Origin of the sequence: Antarctobacter aquimaris (assembly GCF_900184945.1) — a bacterium.
GTDB lineage: Bacteria > Pseudomonadota > Alphaproteobacteria > Rhodobacterales > Rhodobacteraceae > Maliponia > Maliponia aquimaris.
The window spans coordinates 17,985-43,666 of the sequence record NZ_FXYF01000004.1; the positions used below are offsets into that span (position 1 = coordinate 17,985).

25 protein-coding genes are annotated in these 25,682 nt (G+C 68.1%); 10 read left to right on the forward strand and 15 right to left on the reverse strand.

Features of this window, described 5'->3' with window-relative positions:
- Positions 1 to 26: 26 nt before the first annotated feature.
- The 5 genes from MAA8898_RS07970 to MAA8898_RS07990 all read right to left on the reverse strand — a co-directional run bounded on the left by MAA8898_RS07970 (position 27) and on the right by MAA8898_RS07990 (position 6,425).
- Positions 27 to 3,161 carry an efflux RND transporter permease subunit gene (locus tag MAA8898_RS07970; RefSeq protein WP_094020477.1) on the reverse strand — a complete coding sequence of 1,045 codons (3,135 nt, stop codon included), beginning with the start codon at positions 3,159 to 3,161 and terminating at the stop codon, positions 27 to 29.
- A 3-nt stretch (positions 3,162 to 3,164) separates the two neighbouring features.
- Positions 3,165 to 4,295, reverse strand: coding sequence for an efflux RND transporter periplasmic adaptor subunit (locus MAA8898_RS07975; RefSeq protein WP_245853296.1), 1,131 nt, complete (start codon positions 4,293 to 4,295; stop codon positions 3,165 to 3,167).
- A 93-nt stretch (positions 4,296 to 4,388) separates the two neighbouring features.
- Positions 4,389 to 5,147: a SpoIIAA family protein gene (locus tag MAA8898_RS07980; protein ID WP_094020478.1), complete on the reverse strand. Its 759-nt coding sequence runs from the start codon at positions 5,145 to 5,147 to the stop codon at positions 4,389 to 4,391.
- A gap of 1 nt (position 5,148) precedes the next feature.
- The gene (locus MAA8898_RS07985) at positions 5,149 to 5,907 is read right to left on the reverse strand and encodes a TetR/AcrR family transcriptional regulator (protein ID WP_245853297.1); all 759 of its coding nucleotides are present in this window, start codon (positions 5,905 to 5,907) and stop codon (positions 5,149 to 5,151) included.
- A gap of 314 nt (positions 5,908 to 6,221) precedes the next feature.
- On the reverse strand, positions 6,222 to 6,425 hold the full coding sequence (locus MAA8898_RS07990; protein WP_094020479.1) for a hypothetical protein: 204 nt from the start codon (positions 6,423 to 6,425) through the stop codon (positions 6,222 to 6,224).
- Between the two features lie 130 nt (positions 6,426 to 6,555).
- Here MAA8898_RS07990 and MAA8898_RS07995 point away from each other — a divergent pair, with 130 nt between their 5' ends.
- The 3 genes from MAA8898_RS07995 (at position 6,556) to MAA8898_RS08005 (ending at position 8,945) form a co-directional block, all read left to right on the forward strand.
- Positions 6,556 to 7,449, forward strand: a complete 894-nt coding sequence (locus MAA8898_RS07995) for a LysR family transcriptional regulator (RefSeq protein WP_094020480.1) — start codon at positions 6,556 to 6,558, stop codon at positions 7,447 to 7,449.
- A gap of 171 nt (positions 7,450 to 7,620) precedes the next feature.
- Complete coding sequence (locus MAA8898_RS08000) at positions 7,621 to 8,445, forward strand: DUF481 domain-containing protein (RefSeq protein ID WP_094020481.1); 825 nt, start codon at positions 7,621 to 7,623, stop codon at positions 8,443 to 8,445.
- An 80-nt stretch (positions 8,446 to 8,525) separates the two neighbouring features.
- Positions 8,526 to 8,945 (forward strand): hypothetical protein, encoded by a 420-nt coding sequence (locus MAA8898_RS08005; protein ID WP_094020482.1) that lies wholly within the window; start codon positions 8,526 to 8,528, stop codon positions 8,943 to 8,945.
- A 180-nt stretch (positions 8,946 to 9,125) separates the two neighbouring features.
- On the opposite strand, the gene MAA8898_RS08010 is transcribed toward MAA8898_RS08005, so the two are convergent.
- Together MAA8898_RS08010 and MAA8898_RS26195 are read right to left on the reverse strand one after the other, a co-directional pair.
- On the reverse strand, positions 9,126 to 9,731 hold the full coding sequence (locus MAA8898_RS08010) for a hypothetical protein (protein WP_094020483.1): 606 nt from the start codon (positions 9,729 to 9,731) through the stop codon (positions 9,126 to 9,128).
- 184 nt (positions 9,732 to 9,915) lie between these two features.
- On the reverse strand, positions 9,916 to 10,089 hold the full coding sequence (locus MAA8898_RS26195) for a hypothetical protein (RefSeq protein ID WP_176445101.1): 174 nt from the start codon (positions 10,087 to 10,089) through the stop codon (positions 9,916 to 9,918).
- 75 nt (positions 10,090 to 10,164) lie between these two features.
- On the opposite strand from MAA8898_RS26195, the gene MAA8898_RS08015 reads away from it, so the two are divergent.
- From MAA8898_RS08015 to MAA8898_RS08040, 6 genes are all read left to right on the forward strand, one after another.
- On the forward strand, positions 10,165 to 10,560 hold the full coding sequence (locus MAA8898_RS08015) for a hypothetical protein (protein WP_094020484.1): 396 nt from the start codon (positions 10,165 to 10,167) through the stop codon (positions 10,558 to 10,560).
- A 295-nt stretch (positions 10,561 to 10,855) separates the two neighbouring features.
- Positions 10,856 to 12,349, forward strand: coding sequence for an amidase (locus MAA8898_RS08020; protein WP_094020485.1), 1,494 nt, complete (start codon positions 10,856 to 10,858; stop codon positions 12,347 to 12,349).
- A complete protein-coding gene (locus tag MAA8898_RS08025) occupies positions 12,346 to 13,401 on the forward strand; it encodes an ABC transporter ATP-binding protein (protein ID WP_094020486.1) in 1,056 nt (351 codons plus the stop codon). Before MAA8898_RS08020 ends, MAA8898_RS08025 begins: the two co-directional genes overlap by 4 nt.
- Complete coding sequence (locus MAA8898_RS08030; protein WP_094020487.1) at positions 13,398 to 14,300, forward strand: ABC transporter permease; 903 nt, start codon at positions 13,398 to 13,400, stop codon at positions 14,298 to 14,300. The genes MAA8898_RS08025 and MAA8898_RS08030 overlap by 4 nt, the downstream gene beginning before the upstream one ends.
- Positions 14,293 to 15,099: an ABC transporter permease gene (locus MAA8898_RS08035; RefSeq protein WP_094020488.1), complete on the forward strand. Its 807-nt coding sequence runs from the start codon at positions 14,293 to 14,295 to the stop codon at positions 15,097 to 15,099. The genes MAA8898_RS08030 and MAA8898_RS08035 overlap by 8 nt, the downstream gene beginning before the upstream one ends.
- A gap of 29 nt (positions 15,100 to 15,128) precedes the next feature.
- On the forward strand, positions 15,129 to 16,154 hold the full coding sequence (locus MAA8898_RS08040; RefSeq protein ID WP_094020489.1) for an extracellular solute-binding protein: 1,026 nt from the start codon (positions 15,129 to 15,131) through the stop codon (positions 16,152 to 16,154).
- A 76-nt stretch (positions 16,155 to 16,230) separates the two neighbouring features.
- Here the strand turns inward: MAA8898_RS08040 and MAA8898_RS08045 are convergent, their stop codons facing one another.
- Both MAA8898_RS08045 and MAA8898_RS08050 read right to left on the reverse strand, forming a co-directional pair.
- Complete coding sequence (locus MAA8898_RS08045) at positions 16,231 to 17,625, reverse strand: sensor histidine kinase (RefSeq protein ID WP_094020490.1); 1,395 nt, start codon at positions 17,623 to 17,625, stop codon at positions 16,231 to 16,233.
- A 3-nt stretch (positions 17,626 to 17,628) separates the two neighbouring features.
- Positions 17,629 to 18,300 (reverse strand): winged helix-turn-helix domain-containing protein, encoded by a 672-nt coding sequence (locus MAA8898_RS08050; RefSeq protein WP_094020491.1) that lies wholly within the window; start codon positions 18,298 to 18,300, stop codon positions 17,629 to 17,631.
- A 228-nt stretch (positions 18,301 to 18,528) separates the two neighbouring features.
- On the opposite strand from MAA8898_RS08050, the gene MAA8898_RS08055 reads away from it, so the two are divergent.
- Positions 18,529 to 19,665, forward strand: coding sequence for a Do family serine endopeptidase (locus MAA8898_RS08055; protein ID WP_094020862.1), 1,137 nt, complete (start codon positions 18,529 to 18,531; stop codon positions 19,663 to 19,665).
- A 51-nt stretch (positions 19,666 to 19,716) separates the two neighbouring features.
- Here the strand turns inward: MAA8898_RS08055 and MAA8898_RS08060 are convergent, their stop codons facing one another.
- The 6 genes from MAA8898_RS08060 to MAA8898_RS08085 form a co-directional block, all read right to left on the reverse strand.
- On the reverse strand, positions 19,717 to 20,514 hold the full coding sequence (locus MAA8898_RS08060) for a metallophosphoesterase (RefSeq protein ID WP_094020492.1): 798 nt from the start codon (positions 20,512 to 20,514) through the stop codon (positions 19,717 to 19,719).
- 3 nt (positions 20,515 to 20,517) lie between these two features.
- Positions 20,518 to 21,327, reverse strand: coding sequence for a carbohydrate ABC transporter permease (locus MAA8898_RS08065; RefSeq protein WP_094020493.1), 810 nt, complete (start codon positions 21,325 to 21,327; stop codon positions 20,518 to 20,520).
- Positions 21,324 to 22,217, reverse strand: a complete 894-nt coding sequence (locus tag MAA8898_RS08070) for a carbohydrate ABC transporter permease (protein ID WP_094020494.1) — start codon at positions 22,215 to 22,217, stop codon at positions 21,324 to 21,326. Before MAA8898_RS08070 ends, MAA8898_RS08065 begins: the two co-directional genes overlap by 4 nt.
- A gap of 63 nt (positions 22,218 to 22,280) precedes the next feature.
- The gene (locus MAA8898_RS08075) at positions 22,281 to 23,537 is read right to left on the reverse strand and encodes an ABC transporter substrate-binding protein (protein ID WP_094020495.1); all 1,257 of its coding nucleotides are present in this window, start codon (positions 23,535 to 23,537) and stop codon (positions 22,281 to 22,283) included.
- A gap of 33 nt (positions 23,538 to 23,570) precedes the next feature.
- The gene (locus MAA8898_RS08080) at positions 23,571 to 24,608 is read right to left on the reverse strand and encodes an ABC transporter ATP-binding protein (RefSeq protein ID WP_094020496.1); all 1,038 of its coding nucleotides are present in this window, start codon (positions 24,606 to 24,608) and stop codon (positions 23,571 to 23,573) included.
- A 2-nt stretch (positions 24,609 to 24,610) separates the two neighbouring features.
- Positions 24,611 to 25,387 carry a DeoR/GlpR family DNA-binding transcription regulator gene (locus MAA8898_RS08085; RefSeq protein ID WP_094020497.1) on the reverse strand — a complete coding sequence of 259 codons (777 nt, stop codon included), beginning with the start codon at positions 25,385 to 25,387 and terminating at the stop codon, positions 24,611 to 24,613.
- Positions 25,388 to 25,682 lie beyond the last annotated feature (295 nt).

The window sequence follows — 25,682 nt, forward strand, 5'->3', positions numbered from 1 at the left end:
CCGGGGCGGTTCGCTGACGCGCACGGTCACGTGGGCGCTTCCGCGTTTTCGGGCGACGCGCCGCGCGCCTTTCGATCAGGCCGCTCGCCCAGCATCAACATGGCCGGCGTCAGCACCAGGGTGAGCAGCGTGGCGACCACGAGACCGCCGACAATGGCCGACGAAAGCTCGGTCCAGTATTGCGTGGACGGCGCGCCCAGCGCGATCTCGCGGGTGAAGAAGTTGAGGTTCGCGCCCAGCACCATCGGCATGAGTCCCAGCGCCGTGGTCACGGAGGTCAGCATGACCGGCCGCAGGCGTTGCGCGCCGGTCCGCAGCGCGGCCTCGCGCGCCGCCATGCCGGTGCGGCGCAGGTCGTTGTAGGTGTCGATCAGCACGATGTTGTTGTTCACGACGATCCCGGCCAGCGCGATCACACCGATCCCGCCCATGACCACGCCAAACGGGCGGCCCGTCACGACCAGCCCCAGAAGCACCCCCGCCACCGAAAAGACGATGGCGCTCATCACGATCAGCGCCTGGCCAAAGCTGTTGAATTGCAGCACCAGGATGACCAGCATCAGAAAGATCGCCGCGACGAAGGCGCCGATCAGGAAGGTCGCCGCCTCCTGCTGTTCCTCGGCCTCGCCCGCAAAGCTGTAGCTGATCCCCCCAGGCAGGTCGGCCATCTCCAGCGCGGCCTCCAGCGCCGTCACCTGGTCGTTCACCAGCAGGCCGGGCGCGACGTTGGCCTCGATCGTCACCACGCGGCGTTCGTCGATGCGGGTGATCGTGCCGGTGCGCGCCACGGGGGCAAAGGACACGAAGTTCGAGATCGGCACGAGCCCCGCCGAGGTCGGCACGCGCAGGTTGGCAAGCTCGGCCAACGAACGTTCGGCCGCCGGAAAGCGGACGCGGATGTCGAGTTCGCCGTCGGCGTCGTCGGGGCGGTAGTCGGCGACGACGATGCCTTGCGTCAGCAATTGCACCGCCTGGCCCAGAAGGCTGACATCGGCGCCGTAGCGGGCGGCCTCGGCGCGGTCGACGCGGATGGCCACTTCGACTCCGGGCAGCGGGCGGGTGTCGGTCACGTCGGTAAAGCCGCCGATGCGCTGCATGATCGCCAGCACCTGCTCCACCGCCTCCGATTGCACGCCCGGGTCGCGGGCCGCGATCTCCAGGTTCACGGGCTTGCCGGTGGTCGGGCCGCCGCTTTCGGTCTGGACCTGCACGTCGATGCCGGCGATTTCGGCGACATCCCTGCGGATGTCCTCGCCGATCTCGTCCGCCGGGCGGCGCCGGTCCCAGTCGACCAGTTCCAGTTGCAGCGTGCCGATGGTCTCTTCGTCGCCCTGCCCGGCGCTCATGATCGACCGCGCATAGACGCTCGCGACCTCGTCATAGCCGAGCACATGCGCCTCGACGCGGCGCACCAGCGCATCCCGCTCGTAGATCGAAAAATTGTCCCGGGCGCGGACCTGGACCTGCATGAATTCCGGCTCGACCGATGGGAAAAAGCTGACGCCGCTGCCGAACTGGGCATAAAGACCGCCGCCGCCCAGCAGCAGGGCCAGCGCCAGCAGCATGGTCGCGCCGGGCCGCAGGATCGCCCATTCCAGCAGGCGCACGTAGACGCCGGTCAGGCCGCCGATCCGCCGCGGATCGCCGCGGTCGGCCTCGTGCAGCGCGCGCTTGGCCGCGCCGGTCTGCGGCTGCCGCTTGCCGATGATGCCGCCCAGGACGGGAATGAAGATCAGCGCCATGAAAAGCGAGGCGAACAGCGTCAGGAGCACGGTGATCGGCAGGAACTTCATGAACTCGCCCACCATTCCGCCCCAGAAAAGCAGCGGAAAGAACACGCTCAGCGTCGTCGCCGTCGAGGCGATGATCGGCCAGGCCATGCGCTTGGCGGCCGTTGCGTAGGCGTCGCGCGGGCTGTCGCCCTCCTGCAGGCGCCGGTCGGCCAGCTCTGCCGTGACGATGGCGCCGTCGACCAGCATCCCCACCACGAGGATCAGTGAGAACAGCACCACGATGTTCATGGTGTAGCCCATCGCCCAGAGCGCGGTGACGCCCGCCAGGAACGCGCCGGGGATGGCGAGCCCCACCAGGATCGCCGAGCGCAGCCCCAAGGCGTAGACGATCACGATCATCACCAGGATGACGGCGGCGATGACGTTGGCCTCCAGGTCGGACAGCAGGGTCTCGACCTGCTCGGACTGGTCGCCCAGGTAGGTGATCTCGATGCTGTCGGGCCAATCGGCGCGCAAGGTCTCCAGCCGGTCCTTCGCCGCCGCGACCGTGTCGATGATGTTGGCGCCCGACCGTTTGGTGATCTCGAGCGCCAGCGCCGGCTGGCCGTCGATGCGGGCAAAGCTCGTCGGATCCTCAAAGCTGCGGCGCAGGGTGGCGACATCGCCAAAGGTGATGACGGTTCCGTCCCGGACCCGGACGGGGATTCCCATCACGTCGTCCAGATCCTCGATCAGGCCCGGAACGGTCAGCACGATCCGCCCGCCGCCGGTCTCGATGGCGCCGGCGGCGATCAGCCGGTTGTTGCGCTGAAGCTGGCTGATGAGTTCGTCAAAGCTGAGATTGTAGGTCTGGAACACCGTGGGGTCGATCAGCACCTCGAGGAATTCCTGTCGCGCGCCGCCGATCTCGACCTCCAGCACGCCGGGCAGGCCTTCGATCGCTTCCTGGGCCTGCTCGGCCAGGTCGTTCAAGGTGCGTTCCGGAATGGGACCCGAGATGATGGCGGTGACGATCGGAAACAGCGCGGTGTTGATCTCCGTCACCGTCAGGTCGTAGGCGTCCGCGGGCAGGTTGCCCTCGACGCGGTCAGCCGCCTCGCGCACGCGGTCCAGCGCCTCGTCGATGTCCCCCCCGGCCGCGAACTCCAACTGGACGGAGGCAAAGCCTTCGGAGGCGTGGCTTTCCATCGACTCCAGCCCCGTGATCCCGGCGAACTCGGTCTCCATCGGCTCGATCAGCAGGCGTTCGGCGTCGGCGGGGCTGATCCCCTCCAGCCCGGTCGAGACGTAGACCAGCGGCAGCGGCACCTCGGGATTGGCTTCCTTGGGGATCGTGACATAGGCGTAGGCGCCCACGGCGAGGATCATGACCAGCGCCATGATCACCACCTTGCCCCGGGAAAAGGCGGCGTCGATGATCGTGTTCATGGCTCAGTCCCCGCTTGCCGGATCGGCAGAGGCATCGCCCGCCGTAGAGGGGCGCACCGTTTCGCCCGCCCGCACATAGCCCTGGCCGATGGTGATGATCCGGACCGTGTCCGGCAGCCCGGTGACGAACAGCCCGTCGATTTCGGCCCGGACGATCTCGACCGGCTGAAAGACCACGGTGTCGGCGTCATCGACCGTCTTGACGCCGATCTGGCCCTCGGGGCTCAGCGACACGGTCGAGGGCTGGATGAAATGCGCCTCGCGCGTGCCGGTCGGAATACGCACTTCGGCCGAGATGCCCGCAGGGATGACGCCGTCCTCGTTCGGCACTTCGATCTCCGCCAGGAAGGTGCGGGTTTCGCGGTTGGCCGAGGTCCCCACAAAGGTCACCGTGCCGCTGCGCTCCTCGCCGGTGATAAAGCGGATGGTGGCGATCTGGCCGTCCTCGAGCCGGCGCAGCTGCTGCTGCGGCACCTGGATGGAAACGGTCAGCGGGCGGTTGTCGACGATGCGCCCCACCTCGGCGCCGGCCTGGACGTATTCCCCCGCATCCAGCGACAGCGTCTCCAGCCGGCCCGCAAAGGGCGCGGTGATGTCCAGCGCCTTGATGCCTTCCTCGGCGGTGGCGACGGCCGCCTCGGCAGCGGCCAGCGTCGCACGGGCCTCGCTGACCCGCGTGGCCGTTCCGACGCCCCGGTCCAGCAGTTCGGTGGCGTTGTCGAATTCCCGCTGCGCACGCGCCAGTTCCTCGCGCGCGCGGGCCAGGTCCGCCTCGGCCTGACGGGCCGACAGCCGCGCGATCACGGCGCCTTCCTCGACGTAGGAGCCGCGCGACACGACCACCTCGGCCACGTTGCCGGACCCCTCGGCGCGGATCGCGGTGTCGCGGTCCGGCAGCGCCTGGCCCTCGGCCTGGAAAAACAGCGTGACCGGCTGGGCCACGACCGTCTCGACCGTGACCGCGACCAGATCCGGCCCGGACTGCCGCGCCACCTGTTCCGGCTCTTCCGACGGCAGGACAAGGCCGCTGCCCATCCAGCCGACGATGGCCAGGACCAGCGCCGCCGCGATCCATGTCGAGCGCGACGCGCCCTTGTCGTCCGCAAAGGACAAGTCTTCCGGTCTGTCTGTCACTGGTCCGTGTCCCGTGTGTTGGTCCGAGCGTCCGGCTTAGGCGCCGGGAGCCGTGAGGGGGGCGACCGCCAAAGATCCCGGCGGTCGCGTGGTTCAGGCGGCCCGCGCCCAGGCAAGCGCCTGATCGTCCTCGGATGCCTCAAAGGCGCGCATCTCGATCGGCAGCAGCGGCGCCATGCCCTGCACCACGGCGCGCATCCAGCCGGGCGCGCCGACCACGGCATAGCGGCCGACCTTGCCGATCGCGCCGAACTTCGACGTCATCGTCTCGCGGTCGCCCAGCAGCCCGAGGTCAAAGCCCTCGTAATTCTTGACCCGGACCATGAGGTTGATCTTGCCGTGCCGGGCGACGGCGCTGTCAAAGGCCGCAAAGACCCGGTCGGCGTCGTCTTTCTGCATCTTCCCGACGATCTCGAACACCATCAGCCCGTCCGAACCGTCCTCGACGATCCTCACGCCAGGTGCCGCGTCGCTCTTGGCACGCGGCAGGTCGGCGGCCCAGTCGCGGGCGGCATCGGCCCCTGCGGGCGCGAATGTGCGGAATTCGATCATCGGCAGGATCGGGTCGAACCAGTTCAGCAGCGCCTCGAAGGCCTGCTTGTCGGTCACGACCGCGACCCGCCCGACCTTCGACCATTGCGGCAGCATCGACACCTCAAAGCGCGCATCCCGGATCAGCGCATCGCCGGTGATGTCGTCCAGATCCTCCATGCGCAGGACCAGGCCCATCTTGCCCTCGGCCTCCAGCGCCGGGGTCAGCGCGCGCTTCAGGACCTCGATATCGGCCGCCTCGACGGTGCCGGACAGGGTGATCTCGAAAACGCGCGGTTTCAGTTCGTTGACGGTAAGCATGTCAGGTCTCCTTTGTGCCAGCGGGATCGTCGGTCGCGCCGTCTGCCGCGGCCAGGCCGGCCAGCATGCGGCGGTATTCCGGGCGGTTCGACAGCCGCACGCTGCCCGGCGGCAGGCCGAGCAACCTGTCGCAGGCCTCGCCCTCGGCCCGCATCCGGGCGTCCAGCCGGTCGGTCGCGGCATCCATCTCGCCGGCGGCGGCGCTGGCGATCGCCTCGGCCAGAATGCCCTGCCGCCCCTGCGAAAGACCGATGATGATTTCGGCCGTCACCTGCGGATCGGCCACGTCAAAGACACCCTCGCGCACGCCGTCGGCGATCATGTCCCGCAGCACGGGCACGACCGTCGCGGCCGTCGCGGCAAGAATCCTCTGGAACAGGGTATCGTTTCCGGGCTGCAACATGACCTTGGCCACGACCCGCGTTTCGGCGCTGTTCTCGGCCTTCCAGCGCACCGAACTGTCCAGAAAGGCGTTCAGGCGGTCCAGCGCATCCCCGCAGGCCCGATCCCGCGCCGCCTTGGCGACGGCAAGCGCCTGTTCGGTCATCCGGGCCACGATCCCGGTCAGCAGGTCCTCCTTCGCCGTGAAGTGGTGATAGAACCCGCCCTTGGAGATGCCCGCCGCGTCCAGCACGTCGGCGATGGTCACGGCATCATAACCTTGCCGCATGAACAGCGCATTGGCCGCGTCGAGGATCGCCTCGCGGCGTTCATCGGGCGCCAGCCGGCGCCGGACCTTCGGTGTCGTCGCGTTGCTCATCCGTCCTCTGCGCCCTCTTACAAACCGACGGTCGGTAGGTAGTCCGCAAGGACCATCGCGTCAAGGGGCGGACCTCGGTCATGACCAAAGGTCACACAGGCCGGCCACGGCCTGCGAACCTGCCCGACGCGCCTTGGGCCACGGCACGCATGACAAGGCCGCCCGGCTCTGCCCGGACGGCCTCGGCGCTGCCGCAGGTTATAGGGGTAACGCGGCGGGGCCGCAGGTCGCGGCCTGAGCGGAAGCATCACGGCCACGGCTCCTTGTCGGCCGTGGCCAGGTGCCCGGGGCGGGACCGCCGACCGCATCCACGGTCAGTCGTCGTCGGACAGGATGGCCTTGCCGCCGCGGTAGGCCAGCTTGCCCGCGCCCACGGCGCCCTTGGCGATGACCTTGGTCGTGCCCGCCGCCACGCCGACCGTGTTGTCGATCGCTTGCCCCGAAGAGCACGCCCCCAGGGCGATCGCCGCCACGATGAGAACTGCGATATTGGTCTTGCGGATGTCCTTGCGTGTCATTTCAGGTTTCCCTTTCTCAACTGCGGTTTCCGGGCCGTGACCCTGTGACCGAGGACTTAGGTGGATTCCTGTTCCAAGAAAAACGAAAAGCAACTATGGTTGAAACGACCGTTACTCATGGATGAAGCTCATGGACATCACCCTCGTCCGCACCTTTCTCGAGGTCGCCGCGACCGGTTCCTTCGTCAACGCCAGCGAACGGCTGTTTGTCACGCAATCGGCGGTCAGCCTGCGGGTGCAACGGCTTGAGGACGCGCTGGGCAAACCCCTGTTCAAGCGGTCCAAGGCCGGCGCCGAGCTGACCCCGGCCGGGCGCGAATTCGAACGCTACGCCCTGTCGCTGGTCAAGATCTGGGAAGAAGCCCGGCAGCAGCTTGGCATTCCGCAGGGCTACACGAAATCGCTGACCGTGGCCGCGCAGTATTCGCTCTGGCCGCGCTTCGGCTTTCAGTGGATCGACCGGATGCGAATGGAAATGCCGACGCTCAGCCTGCGCGCCGAGATCGGGATGCCGGACCGCATCACCCGGTTCCTGGTCGAGGGCACCGCGCAGGTCGGCATCATGTACACGCCGCAGCTGCGGCCGGGTCTGACCGCGACCAAGCTGTTCGACGAGGAGCTTGTGCTCGTCGCCTCATGGGAGGCCACGCTGGAGGATGTCGCCCCGGACTACGTGTTCGTCGACTGGGGCCCCGAGTTCACCCATGCGCATGCGCTCGCGCTGCCGGGTCTCACGAACCAGGGCCTGACGCTGACGCTGGGCGCGCTGGCAACGGAATACGTGCTGGACCGCCGCGCGGCGGCCTACCTGCCGGCGGAATACGTCAAACGATTCCTGGACGAAGGGCGGCTGCACCTTGTCCAAGGGGCGCCCAGCTTTCCCTTTCCGGTCTGGGCCGTGTGGCGCGACGACGTGGACAGCGATGTCCGCGCGGTGGCGGAAACGGCGCTTGTGGCAGTTCTGACACAGATCGACGCCGATCAGGATGCCGTGCTGGCCGATCTTGCCGCTGGCACCGACTGACGCCGGCCGCAAACACCCGACAAACAACGACATTCGCAATGACATGAGTAATAATCGCTTTATGCCGAATTATATTTAATTTCTGTTATCTGAAATCCGCTTCTACATCTGGCCTGGCAAAGACGCCATCGCCCTCTTGGGGGGTGCCAAATGTTGGAAAAGGAAGAACCCATGAAAAACGGACTCGCAATTTCGGCCTCGATCCTGGCTCTGCTCGTCGCCGCACCCGCCTTCGCGCAGGGGGCTCTGGTGGGTGTCGAGACGCTCGACGACCGCATCGACGACATCCAGGAGGCCGTGGACGAAGACTTCGCGGACGCCGATGACAAGCAGCGGTTCGGACCGAACCAGTTCGCCCAGGGGTGGACCGGCAGCGTCGCGCTGGGCTTTTCGGCCACCTCGGGCAACACCGACACGGTCGACCTCGACCTGGCCGGCCGCCTTCGCTATGGCAGCGGCCCGTGGAACCATACCTTCGGCTTTGCCGTCGAGTTCGCCGAGGACAACGACGTGCGCAACAAGGAAGAGGCTTTCGTCACCTACGACGTGAACCGCTACTTCAACGATCAGGTCTACATGTTCGGCCTGGCCTCGGTCCGCTACGACGGTTTCGATTCGAACGAGTGGGACGCCTTCCTTGGCATCGGCCCGGGGTATCGCGCGATCAACACCGCGACCCAGACCTGGCGCCTGCAGGCCGGCCCCGGTGTGCGCTACCTGAAGGACCGGACCGGGTCCGACACCACCGAAGTCGCCGGGATCGCGTCGTCGCGCTACTACTACGCCTTCTCCGACACGGTGTTCCTGACGAACGACACCGACATCCTGTTCTCGGAGACGGATACCGTGGTCACCAACGACCTTGGCGTGAACTTCCGCGTCACCGACCGGCTGGCCACCCGCGTGTCCTACCGGTCCGAGTGGGATGACAGCCCGCTCAAGAACTTCGACGCGTCGGACAACGAACTGTCCGTGTCGCTGGTCTACGGCTTCTGAAGACCGTCACGCTGTCCGAACCACGGGGCGGAGCGATCCGCCCCGTGGCACCGGACCCTTGGACTCGAGGGGAACAGACAATGTCCACAGAGATTGATGCAGCGACCACCGAATGCAGTTTTGTCGAGGTGCTGACCGACGACAGGTCCGGCACGGTCTACGGCTACCGGCTGACCGGCGCGTCCGCCGGGCCGCAGGTCGTCGTCGCGGGCATGTGCAGGACCGCCGAAGACATCTTTGAACGCTTCCTGGCCTTGCCGACCCTGCCCTGGATGCGGGGCACGCTGACTCTCGTGCGCCTGGACTGCTTTGATGAGGCGACCGAGGGCGCCATGTCCCTGGGGCCCGTCGATTGCACGGTCGTCCTGCCCTGGGTGTCCGAGGATACGGTCGACCTGGGGACGCTGCGCCGGGGGTACTACAACGTGCTGCGGATCTGCGCCGGTCTTGGCATGATCCAGGGGCGCGGCGTCTTTCGCCGCCCCGTGACGACCGCCTGAGGCGATGCGGGCCGGGCTTGGGCCGGACCCGGTGGCATCGCGCCGGGCGCATCAATCGGACTCCGGCCCTGCCGCTGGCGGAATGCCCGTTCCCCGCTACGCAAAGACCTCGGACGATACCCGGTCGCAATCACCCCCTGTTCCAAATAGACATGCAAAACACCTGACAACAAATCCGAGTCATCTTTTGCTGAACCGAAATGTCGGAGCGGGCGAAGGACAGGATGCTTCAAGGGTTTTGAGCCGACAAATAGAACAATCCCCCTTCCGGGACACCCCTGCCATGCCCGCCAAGCCACTACCGGCACGCAATTTTTTCGCTTCTTCCGCGTCCTGACAGGCAGTCGCGCAGCCGGCTTCAATGGAAATGACGGTGTTGAGTTTGCGCTTCTCCACGGGGCCGGAGCCGGCCAGGGCCAGAAGGCGCGCGCAGCCGACCTGCCGCAAACCGCCGCGCTGGAGGATTGCGAACGCGCGACCCGCGAGAACCCCGACAACCATGACGCCGCCATCGACCGGGCCTGCCACATCACCCGGACCGCCGAATTCGTCGCGGTCCGGGCCCCCGTGCCCGACGCCCCGGCCCTGGCCGTGACGCCCGGGGTCGTCATCACCGCCGACACCGTGCCCGACGCCTCGCTCGAATACCCGGCGCTGCGCCTGCTCGCCCACTCGATCAACAACGCCGAGCGGGACGCCGGCGGCGCGCTGACCGGCTACTTCGTCGCCGCCGCCGACGGCGCCGGCGCGATCGTCGAGGGCGAAGAAGGCGCCCCGCTGCTGCAAATGTTCGCCACGGGGACCGGCACGGTCATGTTCGCCACCGGCATGGACAGCGCCGGCGCGACGCCACCTTCCTCACGCTGGCCGACGGGGCCAGCATCCCGCGCATCGGCACCCAGGATGACGCGCTGTCGACGATGGTGGCCTCGGCCCACACCAGCGAGGAGGTCACGCTGCGCGTCGCCATCTACCAGGAGATCGACCATGGCACCGCATAGCGCGCGGTGCTGGCGCTGTTCGCCGACCACGGCGTCACCTCGCTGACCCAGACCGTCACCGTCGCGACGCTGAACTGCGCCCAGGCACCCGAACCGGTAGCGCTGGACGACAGCTTTGTCGTCTTCGCCGAGGACGGGCTCAAGGCGCTCTTTCCCGACAGGGGCGACTTCGTGCTGATCCAGTCGCTCGAGGCCGGGATCGTGGTGCAGGCACGGCGTTGTCCGACCGCAGCGAGACGGTGTTCACCGCCCTGGTACGGCAAATCGGCGGCGACACGGTGGAAATCTGCGCCGCGCCGACGCCGACCTTTCTGGTCAACGGCCTGCCGTTCGAGGATGGCGCACAGCCGGAGGGCGATCTGCTGATGCTGCCCGGCGGCGGCCACGTCACCCCCGAGGGCACGGATACCCCGGGCTTCGCCTGGCCGGAGTCGTCCTTCGCGCTCTCGGTGACGGTCCATGCCGGGTCGCACCAGCCGCCCGGCATCCGGATCGACGCATCGCTGACCTACGAAGGCCCCGCGCGCTTCATGGCGGACTGGATGCTCGACGGTGCGGTCTCCGGCTTCAGCGTGCCGCTGGGCGCCGATCCGACCTGCAACTGCGCAGAATGACCGACGCGCGGCGCGGATCCTTCCAAAGCCTTGCCAAGGGAGTCGTGTTCCATGCCCATCCCTGCCCGCCTGCCCGTCGTACCGCACCCCTGACGGCACTGGTTGCCGGTCTTGTCGCCCCCTCTCCCACCGCCCGGGCGCAATCCTGCGGTGCAGCTCTGTCCGGGCACGGCACGCCCCCCATCGCGACGATTGGCTTTGCCCGGACGCCACGCTAGCCTGCCCCGCAAGATCAGGCACTCCCGGGACCGGCAGACACCGGCGCCGGCTGCACCAGGGGGGCAGAAAGCGACCGATGGAACACGGCCCTCTGCACGACGCGACCTCGCTCGCGCAACTCGTGGCCTCGGGCGAGGTCTCGCCCGAAGAGCTGCTGGACCAGGCCCTGGCCCGGGTCGCGGCGCTCAACCCCGCCCTGAACGCCGTGGTCCTGATCCAGGAAGAGACCGCGCGCGCCGCGATCCGGGCCGGGCTGCCGGAGGGGCCGTTCAGGGGCGTGCCCTTCCTGCTCAAGGATCTCGGCGCCGAGGCCATCGACTTTCCCACGCACAGCGGCTCAAACCTGCTGCGGAACACGCGCTACAGCGTCGACAGCGCGATCTTCCTGCGCATGCGCGCGACCGGGGTCGTGACCTTCGGGCGGACCACCTCGCCCGAGGGCGGTGTCGGCCCGGTGACCGAGGCCGCCGTTTACGGCGGGCCGACACGCAACCCCTGGGACCTGACGCGCACCCCCGGCGGGTCGTCGGGCGGCGCGGCGGCGGCGGTGGCGGCGGGCATCGTGCCCATGGCCCATGGCTCCGACGGCGGCGGCTCGGTGCGCATCCCCGCGTCCAGCTGCGGGTTGTTCGGGTTCAAGGCCACGCGCGCCCGCTTTCCCGATGGCCCGCTGGTGGGCGAAGGCTGGGCCGGCATGGCGATCGACGGCTTTCTCACCCGCTCGGTCCGGGACAGCGCCACGATGATGGATGCCTGCGCCGGGCCGGACAAGGGCGCGCCCTACGTCGCCCCGCCGATGCCGGTCAGCTACGCCCAGGCCATCACCCGCCCGCCGGAGCGCCTGCGCATCGCGGTCTGCGACACCACCTTTACCGGCCAGCCCATTTCGGACGACTGCCGCACCGCTGTCCTGAACACCGCGAAACTGCTGGAGTCGCTCGGCCACCACGTCACCCTGACCCGACCCAAGGCCGACCATGACGGCATGATGCGCGCCTGGACAAAGATCGTCGCCTGCGGAACGGCGCTCTGGGTCGCCAATGCCACCCGGGCCAGGGGCCGCGATCTGCGGCCGGATGACCTCCAGGGCGTCGCCCGCGGCGCGCTGAAATACGCAGCAACCCTCTCGGGGGCCGACTACCTGGCCGCGGTCAACAAGGTCCACGCCTACGGCCGCGAGATGGCCGCCGCCTTCGACGCGGTCGACGTGATCCTGTCCGCCACGCTGGCCGAACCACCGGCGCAGGTCCACCGCTTCACCCATGACCGCGAGGATTACGAGGCCTACCGCATCGGTCCGGGCGGCGTGTTCGCCTATTCGCCCTTCTGCGCGACCTTCAATGCCAGCGGCCAGCCGGCGGCCTCCGTCCCCCTGCATTGGACCGATGACGGCCTGCCGATCGGCGTGCAGCTGGCGGCGGCCTACGGCGCGGATGCCCTGCTGATCGCGCTCTGCGCCGAACTCGAACAGGCCGCGCCCTGGGCGGACCGGATACCGCGACTGCTGCGCGACCGGCTTGCACAACATCCGGATTGGTCACACAGTGTATACAGGGGGACCTCTGCTTGAACACTCAAATCGCTGTCGACGCACGGGATGTCAGCAAGATCTACGGCGCCGGCAAGACCGCCGTCACGGCGCTCAGCGATGTGTCCATCGCCATCGAGCAGGGCGAATTCTTTACGCTGCTGGGGCCGTCCGGCTGTGGCAAGACCACCTTGCTGCGCTGCATCGCGGGGTTTGAAACCCCCACCTCCGGCCACATCCACCTGTCCGGGCAGGACATCACCTATGACCCGCCCAACACGCGGCCGGTCAACACGGTGTTCCAGTCCTACGCGCTGTTTCCGCACCTCAGCGTGGCGCAGAACGTGGGCTTCGGGCTCAAGATGATGGGCAGACCGGCATCCGAGATCGCCCGCACGGTCGACCGCGTGCTGGCCCTGGTCAAGCTGGAGGACTTCGCGAGCCGCCTGCCGCAGCAGCTGTCCGGCGGCCAGCAACAGCGCGTCGCCCTGGCCCGCGCACTGGCCCCCGAACCCAAGGTGCTGCTGCTGGACGAACCGCTTTCGGCGCTGGATCTCAAGCTGCGCAAGGAAATGCAGAGCGAGCTGAAACGCTTGCAGACCGAAACCGGGATCACCTTCATCTTTGTCACCCACGACCAGGAAGAAGCGCTGACCATGTCGAACCGGATCGGCGTGATGTCCGGCGGCAAGCTGCTGCAGGTCGGCACGCCGCACGACATCTACGATCACCCGGTCAACCGCTTCGTCGCCGATTTCATCGGCGAGACGAACTTTCTCGAAGGCCGCGTCGACGGCACCGGCGTGCGGATCGGCACCGGCGACGTGCTGGCGGTGTCGCTGGACGGGCAACAGGGCGATGTCACGCTGGCCATCCGCCCCGAACAGGTCAGCCTGGCCGCCCCCGGCAGCGGCATCGCCGCCCGCATCACCGAGTCGACCTATTTGGGCACCGACACCCATTACACGCTGGCGCTGGGCGACGGCAGCAGGATCATCGCGCGGGTCCAGTCGAACGCCCGCCTCGCGTTGCAGGTCGGCGACGAGGTCGGCGTGCAGATCGACTCGCGCGCGGTGCAGGTGCTGAAGTCATGAGCAACGCCGGCTCACAGCGCAGCAAGGGGGCCAACGGCTGGCTCCTGTCGCTGCCCGCGCTGATCCTGTTGCTGGTCGCCGCCTCCGGCCCGCTGCTGATCGTGGCGGTCTACTCGGTGCTGGAAAAGGGCGACTACTCCGGCGTGCGCTGGGTCCTGTCCGGCGACGGCTGGTTCCGCGTGCTGTTCGAACGCGACATCTTTGACCAGACCGTCAGCCTGGCGGATGCCAACCTGTCGATCTTCTGGCGCTCGCTCAAGCTGTCGGTGCTCACCACGCTGACCACCTTCGCGCTGGGCCTGCCAACCGCCTGGTTCATCGCCACCCGGCCGACGCGGACGCGCGCGCTGTGGTTGTTCCTGATCACCATCCCGTTCTGGACAAACCTGCTGATCCGCACCTTCGCGATCATGGAGGTGATCCGCAACCAGGGCATCCTGAACACCTTCCTGATGCACGTCGGCGCGATCTCGGAACCGATCCAGATCCTCTACACCGACACCGCCGTGCTGATCGGCATGGCCTACGTCTACCTGCCGCTGATGGTGCTGCCGCTCTATGCCGCGATCGACCGGTTCGATTTCCGGCTGATCGAGGCCGGATACGACCTCTACGCCACACGGTGGAAGGTGCTGCGCCGCATCATCCTGCCGATCATCCGGCCCGGCATCATCGCCGGCTGCATCCTCGTCTTCATCCCCAGCCTCGGCGCCTACGTCACGCCGCGCGTGCTGGGCGGGGGCAAGAACATGATGATCGGCAACTTCATCGAGCTTCAGTTCGGCCAGGGCCAGAACTGGCCGCTGGGGGCGGCGCTGTCGACGCTGCTCTTGCTGATCGTGATGGGGTCGCTGATCGTCTACACCCGCGTGTCGGCACGGGATGGGCGCAATGGCTAGACCCCGCGCCTTTGACGTCACCACCCTGCCCGGCTTCACCTTTGTCGCGATCCTGTCCTTTGTGCTGCTCTATGCACCGATCGTGACGCTGGTGATCTATTCCTTCAACGGCGGCAATTCGGTCAACCAGTGGGGCGGCTTGTCGCTGCAATGGTATCGGGTCGCGGCCCAGAACGAGGCGGTGCAGGACGCCACCATGCGTTCGCTGATCATCGCGCTCTGGGCCGCTGTCATCTCGACGACGCTGGCCACCATGGCCGCGCTCGGCACCACCCGGCGGGGCAAGTTCACCGGCCAGACGGTGATCTACGTGCTGATCAACCAGCCGCTGATGGTGCCCGAGATCGTGACCGCCGTGGCGCTGCTGATCTTCTTTTCCTCGGTCAAGCTCGCCACCGGCTATTCCGGCCTCGGCTACCTGATCCTCGCGCATTCGGCGTTTTGCATCCCCTTCGCCTACCTGCCGATCAAGGCGCGGCTGGAAGGCATGGACAGCGCCATGGAAACGGCGGCGGCGGACCTCTACGCCTCGCCCTGGCAGACCTTTCGCTATGTCACGCTGCCGCTGCTGCTGCCGGGGGTGATCGCCGGCGCGATGCTGGCCTTCATCATCTCGCTGGACAACGTGATCATCACCGAATTTGTCAAATCGGCCGGGCAGGATACACTGCCCACCTACATGCTGGGCCAGTTGCGCCGCGCGCTGACACCCGAAGTGAACGCGATCTCGACGGCCCTGCTGGCCTTCACCGTCCTGATCCTGATCGTGTTCGCACTGATAACCAGAAAGCGGGCCTAGCCCGCTCAACAACCCAAAGGGAGTATCCAATGAAGATTGTTCTAGCTGCAACCGCGGTCCTGCTCGGCAGCACCGCAGGCGCGATGGCCGAAGGGACGCTCAACCTGTTCAACTGGGGCAACTACACCAGCCCCGAACTGATCGAGAAGTTCACCGCCGAAACCGGCATCACCGTCACCATCACCGACTACGACAGCAACACCACCGCCCTGACCAAGGTCGAGGCCGGTGCCTCGGGCTTTGACCTCGTGGTGCCTTCGGCCAACTACATCCCGGTCTACGTCCGCAAGGGCCTGATCGCCGAGCTTGACCACAGCCGGATCCCCAACATCACCAACATCGCCGCCGAATGGGTCGACGTGCCGTGGGATCCGGGCCGCAAGCATTCGGTTCCGTGGCAGTGGGGATCGGTCGGCATCGCGGTCAACACCAGCGTCTACAGCGGCGACGTGAACACCTCCGAGCTGTTCCTCGACCCTCCGCCCGAGCTGGAAGGCAAGATCAACGTCGTGCCGGAAATGAACGACGTCATGAACATGGCGATCTTCAATGCCGGCGGCGAAGCCTGCACCGAGGATCTCGAGGTGCTCAGGGTCGTGCGTGACCGGCTGATGGCGGCCAAGCCCAAGTGGCTGTCGATGGACTACGGCACCACGGACAAGCTGTCGTCGGGCGACTACGCGGCCTCGGTCAACTGGAACGGCTCGACCATGCGCGCCCGGATCAACAACCCCGACGTGGTCTACGGCTACCCGCGGGAAGGCTACCCGCTGTTCATGGACTCGGTCGCGCTGCTGTCGGACGCGCAGAACGTCGACGAGGCCTACCAGTTCATCAACTTCATCCTCGAGCCCGAGAACGCGGCGATGATTTCCGCCTTTGCCCGCTATGCCAACGGCGTCGCCGGGTCCGAGGAATTCATGCCCGAGGACATGAAGACCGCGCCCGAGATCATCGCCCCGGCCGACCTCGCCGCGGCGGGCCGCTTCCTGCCGACCTGCCCGCAGTCCGCGGTCGATCTCTACACCGCGATCTGGACCGAACTGCGCAAGTGACATTCGGACCGGGGCCGCGCCCGTCGCGGCCCCGCCTTTTCCGCGATGCCCGCCCCCGGCACCGACGGCGGGCTAGCTAGCCATCCGCGCCCCTGTCCGCCGCCGCTTGCGCCGCCGCAAAGGACAGCGTGACCCGCAGGCCGGGGCCGTTGTCCTCCAGCGTCAGCTCCGCCCCGTGCAGCCCCGCCGTCGCCGCCACCAGCGCCAGCCCCAGGCCATGGCCGGGCGTGCTGCGGCTGCGTTCCAGCCGGTAGAGGCGGCGCAGCACGTTCCGCCGCTCCTGCGCCGGAATCCCCGGCCCCCGGTCGGCCACCTCCAGCGCCACGCGGCCGTACTCGGGCCGCACTGTGATGGCGATGTCGGTGCCCGCCGGGGTGTGGCGCAGCGCGTTCTCGATCAGGTTCGCCAGCGCCTGCCGGATCAGCCCCTTGTTGCCGCTGACCGTCGCGGCGCCTCCGGGCAGGTGCAGCGCCAGCCTGCGGCCGTCTTCCTCGGCCGTGGGGGTGTACAGCTCGGCCATCTCCGTCGCCACACCCGCCAGGTCGACCGGGGCAAATCCGGCCCGCGCGCCGCCGCCCTCGATCTGGGCGATCTGCAACAGCGCACGGAACACCGCCACCGCGCCATCCGCCTCGGCCAGCGCACGGTCGGTCAGCGCCGCCTCGGCGCCCGCCTCGGGCAGGCTGTCGCGCAGCTGGTGCAGCAGCACCGTCATCCGTTGCAGCGGCGTCTTGAGGTCATGCGCGATGTCGGCCGAAACCTGGCGCAGCGCCTCGGTCGCGGCCTCCTGCGCGGCGGCCATCCGGTTCACCTGCGCGCCGATCCTGGCAAGGTCGTCCTTGCGCCCCGGCTCGGGCGGGATGCGGGCGTCCAGCGCGCCCTGGGACAGCCGCTCCAGCGTCGCCTCGATCCGGCCCACCCGCCGCCGCGCCCGGCTGGCGATGATCGCCCCCACCCCCAGCGAGACGGCGACCGTCGGCGCCAGGCTGAACAGCAGCAGCGCGAGAAAGGTCTGGCCCAGATCGTGGATCGGCGTCCGGCTCTCGCCCAGGATGAGGATGCCGCCCGCCATCCGCTCGACCAGCGGCAGATAGCCGTGATCACCCAGCGGACGGCCCCCGGGCTGCCGGCTGATCTGCACCCCGGCGGGGGTCAGGGTGGCGTCGGCGTTGCCGGTCACGCGCCCGTCCGGCGCGATGTAGACGAAGACGCGCTGCGCCGGGTCGGCCGCATTTGCCTCCGCCGAAACAAGGATCTCCAGCGCCATGGGCGAGGCGGTGACCTGGAACCCCGCCATGTGCTGCGCCAGGTTGGCGCGCATCCCCTCCTCGACCGCGCTGCGCAGGCCCAGGTAGGCCACCCCCAGGCTGACCAGGTTGATCACGCCGACCACGGCGACGATCCCCACCGCCTGCCGCATCGGGGTGGAATCGATGCTGTGCCGCAGCGCGTCGCGGAGACGGGACAGCACGGCTCAGGCCTCGATCCGGTAGCCCGCGCCGCGCACGGTGTGGATCAGCTCGCGGTCGAACGGCTTGTCCACCTTGGCGCGCAACCGGCTGATATGGGTCTCGACCACGTTGGTCTGCGGGTCAAAGTTCAGGTCCCACACCGCCTCCAGCAGCATCGTCCGGGTCTGCACCCGGCCCTTGCGCCGCAGCAGGTGCTCCAGCAGCGCGAATTCGCGCGGCAACAGGTCGATGTTCCGCCCCGCCCGCGTCACCTTGCGCGCGACGAGATCCATCGACAGGTCGCCCGCCGTCAGCACCGTCTCCGCCACCGGCTGGGCGGCGCGGCGGGCCAGCACCGCGATCCGCGCCGACAGCTCGCCAAAGGCGAAGGGCTTGACCAGGTAATCGTCGCCGCCCGCCTGCAAGCCCTCGATCCGGTCATCCACCCCGCCGATCGCGGTCAGAAAGATCACCGGCACCGTCACCTTGGCCGACCGCAGCGCCCGCACCAGCGACAGCCCGTCCAGCCCCGGCAGCATCCGGTCGACGATCAGCACGTCATGGCCGCCGGTCATCGCCTGCATCAGCCCTTCCTTGCCATCGGTCAGGTGGTCGACCACGTGCCCCTCCTCGCGCAGCCCCTTGACGATGTAGGCGGCGGTGGTCGGGTCGTCTTCGACGAGAAGCAGTTTCATGGCGTCCTTTTGCGGCTCCGCAACGCGGCCTTGCGCGGTCAAGCTAGGCATTCCCGCCCGCTTTCGAAAGGGTCCGCAGGCCCCGGCACCGCGCGCGGCAGCGCCGCTGACCATTTCGTGAGAAACCTCACAGATTTGCAATCTTCCTGACGGGCGCCGGAAAACTGCCGCCCCCAGATGCTGGGCATCCGCCGGTCAAACGACCGGCCCAACCCCAAGGAGACACCCATGGTATCGCTCGGAAACAAGGTCCGCATGTCCGCGCTCGTGCTGGGCACCCTGATGGGCGCCACGGCGCTGACCACGCTCTCGCCCGCCTTCGTGTCGCCCGCCGAGGCCCAGACCGCCGTCCCGCAGGGCGGCTATGTCGACCTGGTGCAACAGGTCGCCCCCGCCGTCGTCTACATCGAGGTGACGCAACGGATGGCCCCCGCCGGCGTCCACACGCCCGACATGCCGCAGGGCTTTCCCTTTGACCAGTTCATGCACCGCTTCGGCATGCCCGGCACCCCGGATGGCGGCATGCGCGAGATGCACGGCGTCGGCACCGGCTTCATCATCTCCGCCGACGGCCAGGTCGTGACCAACGCCCATGTCGTTGACGGCGCCGACACGGTGACCGTGACGCTGGCCGACGGCCGCAAGGTCGAGGGCAAGGTGGTGGGCACCGACCCCGCGACCGACATCGCCCTGATCCGGATCGACGGCGGCGGCGACCTGCCCACCGTGGCCTTCGGCGATTCTGCGCAGCTCAAGGTCGGGCAGGACGTGGTCGCCATCGGCAACCCCTTCGGCCTCGGCAACTCGGTGACCTCCGGCATCGTCTCGGCGCTGGGCCGCGACATCAACTCCGGCCCGTTCGACAACTACATCCAGACCGACGCGGCGATCAACAAGGGCAACTCCGGCGGCCCGCTGTTCAACGCGGCGGGCGAAGTGGTGGGCATCAACACCGCGATCTTCTCGCCCTCCGGCGGCTCGGTCGGGATCGGCTTTGCCGTGCCGTCCGAAACGGCGGCGCGGGTGGTGGCCGATCTTGCCGATGACGGCACGGTGACGCGCGGCTGGCTCGGCGTGCAGATCCAGCCGGTGTCCGAGGACATCGCCGCCGCCCTCGGCCTCGACAGCGCCCGCGGCGTGCTGATCAGCGCCGTCAGCGCCGACACCCCGGCAGCACAGGCCGGGCTGACCCGCGGCGACATCGTGCTGGCCGTCGACGGCGCGGCGGTGGACGACCCGCGCGACCTGACCCGCATCATCGCCACCGATGCCCCCGGCAGCGAGGTGACGCTCAGCCTGCTTCGCGGCGGCAAGCCGGTCGATGCAACGGTCACGCTGGGCACGCGGCCGGACGATCCGGCCTGATCCGCCCCCCCACAGGCCCGCGGCGGGCGTCATCGGCGCCCGCCGCCACGATCAGAACCGGAACGGCCCCTCGCCATGCTCCAGCGGCAGCGCCGCCCAGACTCCGCCCGGCGCGGTGTCCACCACGGCGCAGCCGGTCGGCCCCGACATGAAGCCCACCGGCGCCTCGGCCCGGCGGTCCAGCGCAAAGGCGCTGCACAGCGCCGGCGCGGTGCAGACCGCATGCGGCCCCAGCTGGCCGTGAAACACCCCGTGGACATGACCGGCAATCACCCGCAGCGGCGCCCTGGCCCGCTCCAGGCACCGCGCCAGCGCGCCGGGATTGTCCAGCCCGATGGCGTCCATGAACCGGATGCCCGTGCGCAGCGGCGGATGGTGCAGCGCCACCAGCACCGCCCGGTCCCCCGCCGTGTCCAGCGCCCGCCCCAGCAGCTCCAGGCTTTCGGGCCGCAGCACGCCGCCGCCTTGCCCTTCGATCAGCGTGTCCAGTCCGATCACGCGGGTGTCGCCCAGGTCCTGAACCCAGTCGATCAGCCCCGCTTCCGGCATGAACGGCAGATCGGCGAAGCACGCCCGGAACGCCGCGCGCGCGTCGTGGTTGCCCGGCACCGCCAGCAGCGGCAGGCCCAGCCGGTCCAGCTCGGCCCGCGCCGTGGCGTAGCTGGCCGCGCTGCCGTCGTCGCTGACGTCGCCCGTCACGATCACCGCGTCGATCGGCCCGATCGCCGGCAGCCGCGCCAGCAGCCGGTCGACCGCCGCGCGCATCAGCGCCGGGGTGTCCAGCCGGCCGGAGACCCGCGCGCCGGGCACGACCAGGTGCAGGTCGGACAATTGCAGAAACCGCGCCATCGCCTACTTGATCCCCGCCCGCAAAAAGGCCTGCACGAACTGCCGCTGGAACACCAGGAAAGCCACCAGCAGCGGCGCCACCGACATCATCGTCGCCGCCGAGATCACCGAGATGTCGACGCCGTTTTCCGGCGCGCCAAAGATCGACAGCCCCACCGTCAGCGGCCGCGTGTCGGGCGAATTGGTCACGATCAGCGGCCAGAGAAAGTTGTTCCAGTGGGTCGAGACCGACACCAGCGCATAGGCCAGGTAGGTCGGCCGCGCCAGCGGCACGTAGACCCGCCACAGGATCCCGAACCAGCCGCAGCCCTCGACCCGCGCCGCCTCGTGCAGCTCGATCGGCACGCCCTTGAAGGCCTGCCGCATCAGGAAGATGCCAAAGGCCGAGGCCATGTAGGGCATGCCCACGCCCAGGATGCTGTCGAACAGGCCCAGCCGCGACACCATGGCGTAGTTCTCGACGATCAGCACCTCGGGCAGGATGAACAGCTGCATCAGCACCAGGATGAACAGCACGTCCCGCCCCGGGAACCGCACCTGGGCAAAGGCGAACCCGGCCAGCGTCGTGACGATGAACTGGCCGATCAGGATCACCGTCACCAGCACGAAGGTGTTGAGGAAATATCGCAGCCAGGGCGCGCCGGCCCAGGCGGTGCGGAAATTGTCCAGCGTCCAGGGTGAGGTGACGTTGAAATTCACCGCGTCCGAGGTCGCATGGAACGCCGCCCAGAAGGCGAACAGCAGGGGCGAGATCCAGATCACCGCCAGCAGCAGCGCGCCAAAGGCCTCCAGGTGTCGGGACAGCGCGGTCATTGGTAGTGGGTCCGCTTGTCGAGGATGGTGAACTTGACCCCCGCCACGACCCCCAGCACCACCAGCACCAGGATGGTCATCGCCGCCGCGTGCGGCGCGTCAAAGAAGGCAAAGGCCATCTCCCAGATGTAGTAGAGGATCAGCTTGGACGCGTCGTTCGGCCCGCCCTTGGTCAGGATGAACAAATGGTCGATCAGCTTGACCGAGTTGATCAGCGCGTTGACCATGATGAACAGCGTGGTCGGCATCAGCAGCGGCAGCACGATGCGCCGGGTATAGGTCCAGCGGCTGGCGCCCTCGATGTCGGCGGCTTCCTTGAGGTCCTCGGGGATGGTCTGCAACGCGGCGAGGTAAAAGATCATGAAGAACCCGGCCTCCTTCCAGATCGTCACCACGATGACCGCCCACAGCGCCGTGCCCGGCTGGCCCAGCCAGTTGACCGACGGCAGGCCGAACAGCGATCCGATCTGGTCCAGCACGCCCAGCCCCGGCGTGTAGAAGAACAGCCACAGGTTCGCCGCCGCGATCATCGGCAGCACCGTCGGGGTGAAATAGGCGGTCCGCACGAACCCCCGCGCCGGGATCTTCGAATTGGCCCACAGCGCCATGCCCAGGGCGATGGCGATCGAGATCGGGATCGTCGCGCCGGCATAGATCAGGTTGTTGGTCACGACCTTCCAGAAGGTCGGATCGGCGAACAGGTCGGTGTAATTCCCGGTGCCGACGAACTCGCTGGGCTTCCTGCGGGTCTCGCGGCTGAACAGGCTCGACCACAGCGTCGCCAGCGACGGGTAAAAGGCAAAGGTCGACAGCAGCACCAGCGCCGGCGACAGCAGCAGCCAGCCATAGATCGCCTGCCTGCGGCGTTCGATATTGACGTGATGCGCCATGCAACGACCTTTCGCCAGCCACGAGGCGGGCGCCGGACACGCGGCCCGGCACCCGTGGGAAGGTTACTGGTAGTCCCTCAGCAGCCGTACCGCCGCGACCTGCGCCTCGGCCAGCGCATCGGCCGGCGACTTGGCCCCGGTCAGGGCGGCCTGGATGGCATTGTTCAACCCGTCGCGCACCCGCGCCGTCTCGAAGGTCGAGAACTCGGCCACCGCGTGGTCCAGCTGGTTGCGCGCCACCAGCGCCGGGGGGAACTCGGCGGTATAGGCCTTCAGCGCCTCGGTCTCGTAGGCGGCCGGGGACACGCCCATGTAACCCGTCGCAATCGACCAGGCCGCGGCCTGTTCGGGCGAGGTCATGAAGCGGATCAGCTTCATCGCGGCGGCGCGTTCCTCCTCCGTCGTGTCCTTGAAGACGTAGAAGTTGCCGCCCCCCGTGGGCGATCCCGGACGCACGTTGGCCGGCAGCTCGGCCACGCCGAAGTCAAAGCTGGCGGCGTCCTTCACCGCCGTCAGGTTGCCGGTGGAATGCCACATCATCGCGGTCTGCCCTTCGAGGAAGGCCTGGCGCAACGTGCCCCATTCGACCGTGCCCTCGGGCATGATGCCGTGTTCGGTGGACAGCGATTTCCAGAATTCCAGCGTCTCGACCACGGCCGGATCGTCGAAATAGGTGGTCAGCCCGTCGTCCGACATGACCTCCTTGCCGTTCTGGATCGCCAGCGCCTGGAACATCCAGTAGGGATAGCCGGTCGACGGGATCATCAGCCCGTAGGTGCCGTCCCTGGTCAGCGCCTTGCCCATCGACACCATGTCGTCCCAGGTCGCCGGCGGCGCCTCGGGGTCCAGCCCGGCGGCGCGGAACAGGTCCTTGTTGTAGTAGGCCACGATGGTCGAGCGCTGGAACGGGATGCCCCAGGTCTTGCCCTCGATCCGGCTGTTGGCCATCAGCGCCGGGTAAAAGCTGTCCAGCCAGGCCGCGTCGACGCCCGCGATGTCCTCGAAGGCCACGATCAGGTCCTGCTCGATCAGGTCGTAGGCGTCGATCGAGAACATCACCGCCAGCTGCGCCGGCTCACCCGAGGCCAGCGCCGACAGCGCCCGCACGCGGGTGTCGTCGTAGTTGCCGGAATAGATCGCGTTGACCTTGATGTCCGGGTTGGCCGCCTCGAACTCGGCGACGATCCCGTCGACCACGTCCGTCAGCGCGCCGCCCACCGCGATGGGGTAATACATCGTCAGTTCCGTCTCGGCGGCGACGGGCGCGGCCAGCATGGCCGCAATCGCGCCGCTCATCGACAGCTTGGTAAACAGTGTCATCGTGTCCTCCCAGGGTTTGTCAGTGGCCCGCGCCTAGGGCGTCGGGCCGGTGGATCGAGGGTCCGTCCTGCGGCCGCTCGCGTCGAAGAAATGCAGGTGTTCGTCGGCAAAACCGATCTCCAGCTCCTGTCCCGCCGGGATGTGCTTCAGCCCCGGCAGGCTCACGGTCAGTCCCGTAGCCGCCGGATGTGTCAGCCCGATGAAGGTTTCCGAGCCGAGGAACTCGCATTCCGACACAAGGCACCTCAACCGGCCCTGCCCGGCCTCGGCGACATGCACGTTTTCCGCCCGCAGGCCGATCTTCGGCGCCGCTTCGAACCCCGGCAGCGCCGTCCCGTCGATCAGCGCCATCGGCGGCGCGCCGACGAATTCCGCGACAAAGGTGTTGGCCGGCTTGTAATACAGGTCCTCGGGCGCGCCGGTCTGCTGGATGTGGCCGTCCTTCATCAGCACGACGATATCGGCCATGCTCATCGCCTCGGTCTGGTCGTGGGTCACGTAGACCACGGTGATTCCCAGGTCGACCTGCAGCTTCTTGATGTCCTTGCGGACCGAGGCGCGCAGCTTGGCGTCGAGGTTGGACAGCGGCTCGTCCATCAGGCACAGCGGCTGGTTGGCGACGATGGCGCGGGCCAGGGCCACGCGCTGGCGCTGGCCGCCGGACAGCTCGCCCGGCTTGCGCGCCTCAAGGCCCAGCAGCCCGGTGATCTCCAGCGCCCGCGTCAGCTTGGCCCGGCGTTCCGCCGCCGCGACCCGGCGCACCTTCAGGCCAAAGACGATGTTTTCCGCCACGCTGAGATGCGGGAACAGCGCGTAGGACTGGAACACCATCGACAGGTTGCGCTCGGACGGTGCCGCGGTGGTCACGTCGCGCCCGTCGATCATGATCCGCCCCGCGTCGGGCAGCTCCAGCCCGGACAGCAGCCGCAGCGTGGTGGACTTGCCGCAGCCCGACGGCCCCAGCAGCGCCACAAAGGCACCGCGCGGGATCGACAGCGTGATGTCCTCGACCCCCAGCTGCCCGTTCCAGCGCTTGGCGACCTTGTCGACGTGAACAAAGGGGTTGGTCATGGTCACTCGGCGTCCTCGGCGAACAGGATCCGCGGGCCCAGGCCCTCGATCAGCGGCGCATAGGCGGCCGCGGGCGCGCGGTCGCAGACGATCAGGTCGATGTCCGACAGGTTGCCGCCCACCGCCGGGGCCAGCCGCCCGAACTTGCTGCGGTCGATCACCAGGATCGAGCGTTGCGCGTTGCGGCGCATCCGCTCGGTCGCGCGCACCTCGGACTGGTGGAATTCCAGCAGGCCGCCGTCCTCGTCCACCCCGGCGGTCCCGAAGATGGCGAATTCGGCGCGGTAGCGGCCAAAGAACTCGACAACCTCCTCGCCCACGAAATCGCGGTCCGGCAGGCGGATCTCGCCGCCCGGCAGGATGATGCGGTTCGACACTTCCTCGCTCAGCGCCATGGCGGCGCTCAGGTTGTTGGTGATCACGGTCAGCTCCTTGCGGCGGTGCAGGGCGCGCGCCACGCTCAGCGCGGTCGACCCGATCGAGATGAACAGCGTCGCGCCGTTGGGGATCCGCGCCGCCGCAACCTCGGCAATCGCGCGCTTGCCCACCAGGTTGGTCCCGGCGCGCTGGTCAAACGGCGTGTTCAGGCGTTCCTCGGCCAGCTCGATCCGGCCGTGCGCCCGGCACAGGGTTTCGCCGTCGCACAGCTGGTCCAGGTCGCGCCGGATGGTCTGGGTCGACACGCCCAGCATCTCGGCCAGGGCCCCCACGCTGACCCCGCCCCGCTCCTGGACGACTTGCTGGATCAAGTCGCGCCGCCTGATCGTCTTGGACGTCATGTCGCTTCCCGTGGCTTTGGGCGAAGCCTAGCCAGCAGAAACCCACAAAACAACATTTATCTTGGGGCAACCCTCCGACCTCCTGCGCCGCCAAGCGCGGCCGTTTGGACACAACCCCTTGAACATGCTGGCTTTTCCGGCATCCGTCAGCCCACGCCCCGACGCGAGATGTTGTTTTGTTGCTTTTCGGTGCCGGTCGGATCCACCGGCAGGTGTCGCATGCGGCCGCACAGCGCCGGCGCGGTTCCTGTCCGGCCCGGCTCCCCCGCCCCGCAGGCCAGCCCGACGCGCCACC

Coding starts and splice junctions, on each gene's coding strand:
- MAA8898_RS07970 (WP_094020477.1), bottom strand. CDS start 3,161: ATGAACACGATCATCGACGCCGCCTTTTCCCGGGGCAAGGTGGTGATC.
- MAA8898_RS07980 (WP_094020478.1), bottom strand. CDS start 5,147: ATGCTTACCGTCAACGAACTGAAACCGCGCGTTTTCGAGATCACCCTG.
- MAA8898_RS07985 (WP_245853297.1), bottom strand. CDS start 5,907: ATGAGCAACGCGACGACACCGAAGGTCCGGCGCCGGCTGGCGCCCGAT.
- MAA8898_RS07990 (WP_094020479.1), bottom strand. CDS start 6,425: ATGACACGCAAGGACATCCGCAAGACCAATATCGCAGTTCTCATCGTG.
- MAA8898_RS07995 (WP_094020480.1), top strand. CDS start 6,556: ATGGACATCACCCTCGTCCGCACCTTTCTCGAGGTCGCCGCGACCGGT.
- MAA8898_RS08000 (WP_094020481.1), top strand. CDS start 7,621: ATGAAAAACGGACTCGCAATTTCGGCCTCGATCCTGGCTCTGCTCGTC.
- MAA8898_RS08005 (WP_094020482.1), top strand. CDS start 8,526: ATGTCCACAGAGATTGATGCAGCGACCACCGAATGCAGTTTTGTCGAG.
- MAA8898_RS08020 (WP_094020485.1), top strand. CDS start 10,856: ATGGAACACGGCCCTCTGCACGACGCGACCTCGCTCGCGCAACTCGTG.
- MAA8898_RS08030 (WP_094020487.1), top strand. CDS start 13,398: ATGAGCAACGCCGGCTCACAGCGCAGCAAGGGGGCCAACGGCTGGCTC.
- MAA8898_RS08035 (WP_094020488.1), top strand. CDS start 14,293: ATGGCTAGACCCCGCGCCTTTGACGTCACCACCCTGCCCGGCTTCACC.
- MAA8898_RS08040 (WP_094020489.1), top strand. CDS start 15,129: ATGAAGATTGTTCTAGCTGCAACCGCGGTCCTGCTCGGCAGCACCGCA.
- MAA8898_RS08050 (WP_094020491.1), bottom strand. CDS start 18,300: ATGAAACTGCTTCTCGTCGAAGACGACCCGACCACCGCCGCCTACATC.
- MAA8898_RS08055 (WP_094020862.1), top strand. CDS start 18,529: ATGGTATCGCTCGGAAACAAGGTCCGCATGTCCGCGCTCGTGCTGGGC.
- MAA8898_RS08060 (WP_094020492.1), bottom strand. CDS start 20,514: ATGGCGCGGTTTCTGCAATTGTCCGACCTGCACCTGGTCGTGCCCGGC.
- MAA8898_RS08065 (WP_094020493.1), bottom strand. CDS start 21,327: ATGACCGCGCTGTCCCGACACCTGGAGGCCTTTGGCGCGCTGCTGCTG.
- MAA8898_RS08070 (WP_094020494.1), bottom strand. CDS start 22,217: ATGGCGCATCACGTCAATATCGAACGCCGCAGGCAGGCGATCTATGGC.
- MAA8898_RS08075 (WP_094020495.1), bottom strand. CDS start 23,537: ATGACACTGTTTACCAAGCTGTCGATGAGCGGCGCGATTGCGGCCATG.
- MAA8898_RS08080 (WP_094020496.1), bottom strand. CDS start 24,608: ATGACCAACCCCTTTGTTCACGTCGACAAGGTCGCCAAGCGCTGGAAC.
- MAA8898_RS08085 (WP_094020497.1), bottom strand. CDS start 25,387: ATGACGTCCAAGACGATCAGGCGGCGCGACTTGATCCAGCAAGTCGTC.